The 4741-nt window shown below is 71.2% G+C and carries 3 protein-coding genes; 2 read left to right on the forward strand and 1 reads right to left on the reverse strand.

The genetic code is table 11. From position 1 onward, the window contains the following. The coding region (locus BKE38_RS15975; protein ID WP_076958291.1) for a mechanosensitive ion channel family protein at positions 1 to 2114 on the forward strand (2114 nt) is incomplete at its 5' end. A gap of 171 nt (positions 2115 to 2285) precedes the next feature. Then, positions 2286 to 2561, forward strand: coding sequence for a hypothetical protein (locus tag BKE38_RS15980; protein WP_076958292.1), 276 nt, complete (start codon positions 2286 to 2288; stop codon positions 2559 to 2561). A 270-nt stretch (positions 2562 to 2831) separates the two neighbouring features. On the opposite strand, the gene BKE38_RS15985 is transcribed toward BKE38_RS15980, so the two are convergent. Continuing rightward, entirely contained in the window at positions 2832 to 4583 is a 1752-nt protein-coding gene (locus BKE38_RS15985; RefSeq protein WP_076958293.1) for an ABC transporter ATP-binding protein, read from the reverse strand. Positions 4584 to 4741: the final 158 nt, after the last annotated feature.

Consider the following 4741-nt stretch of genomic DNA (forward strand, 5'->3'; position numbering starts at 1 on the left):
CTGCGCCCGCCCAACCTGCGCCCGCCCCGCCCGCGCCGGCGGGAACGCCCGCTCCGGCGCCCGGCCAGCCGCAAACCGCCGCCGCCGCGGCCGAGCAGCTGCTGGCCCCCAATACGCTGGGCGGCCAGCTGCTGATCGGCGCCTCGCAGCGGCTGCAATGGCTGTCGGAGCAGACGGTGCGCGCGGCCGAGGCGATCACCGACCTGCCCTCGCTGGTCGCCTGGGCCAGCGCCTCGGTGCGCGACCCGGTGACCCAGGCGCGGCTGAAGGACGCCTCCTGGAAGCTGCTGCTGCTGTTCGGCCTGGGCGTGCTGGCCGAATACCTGACCTATCGCGCCCTGGCCGGGCTGCGCCGGCGGCTGGACGCCATGGCGCCGGCCCAGCTGCAGGGCTGGGCGCGGCTGCGGCGGGTGCCGCTGGTGGTGGGCCGGCTCGTGCTGGACCTGGTGCCGATCGGCGCCTTCGGCGTGGTCAGCTACGGGCTGATCGGCGCGGTGCAGCCGCTGCCCACCACCCAGCTGGTGCTGCTGACCGCCAACAACGCCTATATCATCGGCCGCATGGCGATGGCGCTGAGCCGGATGCTGTTCTCGCCGGCCTCCAGCCACCTGCGGGTGCTGCCCTGCGCCGACCTGACCGCCGCCTATGTCTCGGTCTGGCTGCGCCGCATCGTCATCGTGCTGATCGCCGGCTATGCGGTGGCCGAGGCCGGCCTGCTCTTCGGCCTGCCCTGGGGCGCCTATGACGCCATCCTGCGGCTGGTGCTGCTGATCGTCTCCTTCTTCCTGGGCATCATCGTGCTGCAGCTGCGGGTCGCGGTGGCCCGGGTGCTGCGGGCGCCGCCGCTGAAGGAAGGCGACGTGCCCAGCCGGTCGCGCCGCAGCCTGCGCCGGTTCCGTGACTGGCTGGCCGAGGTCTGGCACGTGCTGGCCCTGCTCTACCTGGTGGCGCTGTGGGGCGTCTGGGCGCTGGAGATCCGCGACGGCTTCTCCCGCCTGCTGCGCGCCAGCCTGTTCACCCTGCTGGTGCTGGCGGCGGCCAAGGCGCTGGACATGCTGCTGCGCCGCGCCCTGGCCGGCAGCTTCCGCATCTCGGCCGATCTCGCCGGCCGCTACCCGGCGCTGGAGCAGCGCGCCAACCGCTACGTCCCGCTCCTGAAGAGCGGCGTGTCGCTGGTGCTGACGGTGCTGACCCTGCTGACCCTGCTGGAGGTCTGGGGCATCAACTCCTTCGGCTGGTTCTCGCGCGGCGCGCTGGGCAGCCAGCTGCTGTCCTCGCTGATGTCGGTGGGCTTCACCGTGGCGCTGGCGGTGCTGGTCTGGGAGGCGGTGAACGCCGCCATGCAGCGCCACCTGGACAAGCTGTCGCGCGACGCGACGGCGGCCCGCAGCGCCCGCGTCCGCACCCTGATGCCGATGCTGCGCACCACCCTGCTGGTGGTGATCCTGCTCTTCGTCGGCTTCAACATCCTGACCGAGCTCGGCGTGAACGTGGCCCCGCTGCTGGCCGGCGCCGGCGTCATCGGCCTGGCGCTGGGCTTCGGCTCGCAGAAGCTGGTCCAGGACGTCATCACCGGCATCTTCCTGCTGTTCGAGGACGCCATGGCGGTCGGCGACGTGGTGAACCTGGGCGGCAAGAGCGGCGTGGTCGAAAAACTGTCGATCCGCTCGATCACGCTGCGCGACCTGGATGGCAGCGTGCACATCATCCCCTTCAGCACGGTCGCCGCGGTCACCAACATGACCCGCGACTTCTCCTTCGCGCTGCTGGACGTGCAGGTGGCCTACCGCGAGGACACCGACCGGGTGGTCGGGCTGCTGACCGGCCTGTGCCAGGAGATGCGGACCGAAGCCAAATGGGGCCTGGTGATCCGCGACGACATGGAGGTGCTGGGCGTCAACCAGCTGTCGCCGGACGGGCCGATCATCCGCGTCCGCATCAAGACCGCGCCGATCGAACGCTGGAGCGTGGCGCGCGAGATGAACCGCCGCATCAAGCAGTGCTTCGACGAGAACAACATCGAGATCCCGGCGGCCCGGCAGAAGCTGGTCTTCGAAGGCCAGCCGCCGGCGCGGCCGATCGGCCCGGCCATCGAGGCGCCGCAAGGGGGCTGATGCCCCCTTGTAAAGGGCGCGTCCGAGTGCTTATCCTGTGGATATGTGCCGCATTCGGACCCTCCGGATCATTATTAGCGGCCCGGCTGCCTGAGCGCCCTGCGGGGGGCAGCAGCCGGGAGTAGCCCCGCACGCCTTCCCCGATCCGCGACGCTCCGGAAGATTTTCCCCATGTCCGACACTTCGATGACCGCCGCCCGCTTCACCGTGGTGGCCGAAGCCTATCCCGGCCTGCTGTCCCGCGTGCTGGAGCCCTTCGCCAAGCGCGACCTGACGCCCGACCGCGTCCGCTCCCAGCGCGAAGGCGACCTGCTGCGCACCGAAGTGGCCCTCGACGCCATGCCCGTGGAAATGATCCACCTGGTCGCCGGCAACCTCGGCCAGATCGTCGGCGTGCTGAAGGTCGAGGCGATGGAAGGGCGTCGCATCCGTCTCGTCGCGGCTTGAAGCGAAACGATTGAAAAGGCTGGGGGAATGAATTCCCCCAGACCCCCATCTTTTTTCTGATCATCGGCCGTTTTCAGGCCAGTGCTTCGCCGGCAGCCACACCAGGGCCGCGCGGCGGGACGCCGTTTAAATCCATCAGCGCTCGATCAAAGGTCGCGCTGACGCCGGGCCGTTTCACGTCCTGTTTCCACGTGGACACGGCAGTCACCGCAAAAGGAAGAAGGGGGTCCAGGGGGAATTCATTCCCCCTGGCCTTTGGCCTGTCTTCTCTTATTCCACCGCAAAAGCCTGCGTCCGCACCATCCGCGCATAGAGCCCGTCGGCCGCCACCAGCTCGGCATGGCGCCCCTGCTCGATGGCGCGGCCGTCCTGCATCACCACGATCCGGTCGGCTTCCTGGACGGTGGCCAGGCGGTGGGCGACGACCAGGGTGGTGCGGCCCTCCCGCAGCGTTTCCAGGGCGCGGCCGATGGCGGCCTCGTTCTCGGCGTCGAGGGCGCTGGTGGCCTCGTCCAGCAGCAGCACCCGCGGGTTGCGCAGCAGGGCGCGGGCGAGCGCGATGCGCTGGCGCTGGCCGCCCGAGAGGCGGGAGCCGCCCGGGCCCAGGATGGTGTCGTAGCCTTGCGGGAGGCTCGCGATGAAGTCGTGGGCGGCGGCGGCGCGGGCGGCGGCCTCGACCTCGGCGCGCGAACTGCCGGGGTGGCCGCAGGCGATGTTGGCCAGCGCCGAGTCGTCGAAGATCACCGCGTCCTGGCCGACATAGGCGATGGCGGCGCGCAGGCTTTCCAGGGTGACGTCGCGGATCTCAACGCCGTCCAGGGTGATGCGGCCCTCGGTCGGGTCGTAGAGGCGGGGCAGCAGGGTCAGCGCCGTCGACTTGCCGGCGCCGGAGGGGCCGACGAGGGCGACCGTCTGGCCGGGCTCGGCGGCGAAGCTGAGGCCGGTCAGCGCCGCCTGGTCGATGCCGGTGTAGCGGAAGCCGACCTGCTCGAAGGCCAGGCGTCCCGGGCCTTCGGGCAGGGTGCCTGCGCCGCCGGTGATGGTCGGGTGGCGGTCCATGACGGCGAAGACGCGGATCAGCCCGCCGAAGCCTTCCTGCAGCGCCGCGTTCAGGGACCCCAGCGCCCGCATCGGCCGGGTCGCCAGCAGGAGAGCGGAAATGAAGCCGGTGAACTCGCCCACCGTGCCGCGGCCGGTCGAGACCTTCCAGCCGACAAAGGCCAGGACACCGGCGACGGCAATGCCGCCCAGCGCCTCGAGGATCGGGTCCAGCTTGCTGCGGGTGCGGATGATGGCCAGCAGCGAGTCGCGCAGCGCGGCGAAGGCGCGGCCGGCGCGGGCCTCCTCCTGCTGCTCCAGCCCGTAGCTGCGCACCACGCGGGCGGCGGAGAAGCTTTCGGTCAGCATGGCCGCCGTCTCGCCGACGCGTTCCTGCATGCCGCCCGAGGCGCGGCGGATCCGCTTGCCCAGCCGCGTCACCGGCACCACCGCCAGCGGGTAGAGCAGCAGCAGGATCAGGCTCATGTGCCAGTCCAGCCAGACCATGGCGGCGACCAGGCCGATCACGGTCAGGCCGTCGGCGAGGGCGTTGATCGCCTTGGTCAGCGCCTCGCGGATCGCCTGGGCGTCGGCGGTGAAGCGGGCGGCGTGGCGGGCTGGCGCCTCGGCTGTCAGCACCGCGAAGTCGCTGCGGGTCAGCGCGCGGAACAGGTCGTTCTGCAGGCTTTCGATCACCCGCAGCACCACGGCCTGGACGGCGACGGCCTGGCCGTATTGCGCCAGCGACTTGGCGGCGGTGATGGCGATGATGGCCGGCGGCACCAGCCAGACGATGCGGTTGTCGCCGGCGGTGAACAGGTCGAAGGCCTGCTGGATGACCAGCGGGTAGAGCGCGGTGAAGCCGGCCAGGGCCGCCGTGCAGACCAGGGCGAGGGCGATGCCCGCGCGGTGGTGGCGCACGTAGTGCCGCCACAGGCGGGCGAGCAGGGCTTTGGTGGTCTCAGGGGGCGGGAGGGCGGCCATGGGGGCCGGCTTATCCTGTTTCCGCCAGCCCTGCCAACGCTGACCGGCGCCCTAGAAGGGGCGCCGGCCATGAAGGATTATTCAGCCGCGACGGCCTGGGGCGCGGCCACGCCGCCGCGGGCGCGGTCGTTGACGATGGCGGTGGCCAGGCTGAACCG

Origin of the sequence: Teichococcus deserti (assembly GCF_001982615.1) — a bacterium.
GTDB classification, from domain to species: Bacteria; Pseudomonadota; Alphaproteobacteria; order Acetobacterales; family Acetobacteraceae; genus Pseudoroseomonas; species Pseudoroseomonas deserti.

Bases quoted from the DNA above. Each gene is read 5' to 3' on its own strand.
- BKE38_RS15985 (WP_076958293.1), bottom strand. From the start codon at position 4,583: ATGGCCGCCCTCCCGCCCCCTGAGACCACCAAAGCCCTGCTCGCCCGC.
- BKE38_RS15980 (WP_076958292.1), top strand. From the start codon at position 2,286: ATGTCCGACACTTCGATGACCGCCGCCCGCTTCACCGTGGTGGCCGAA.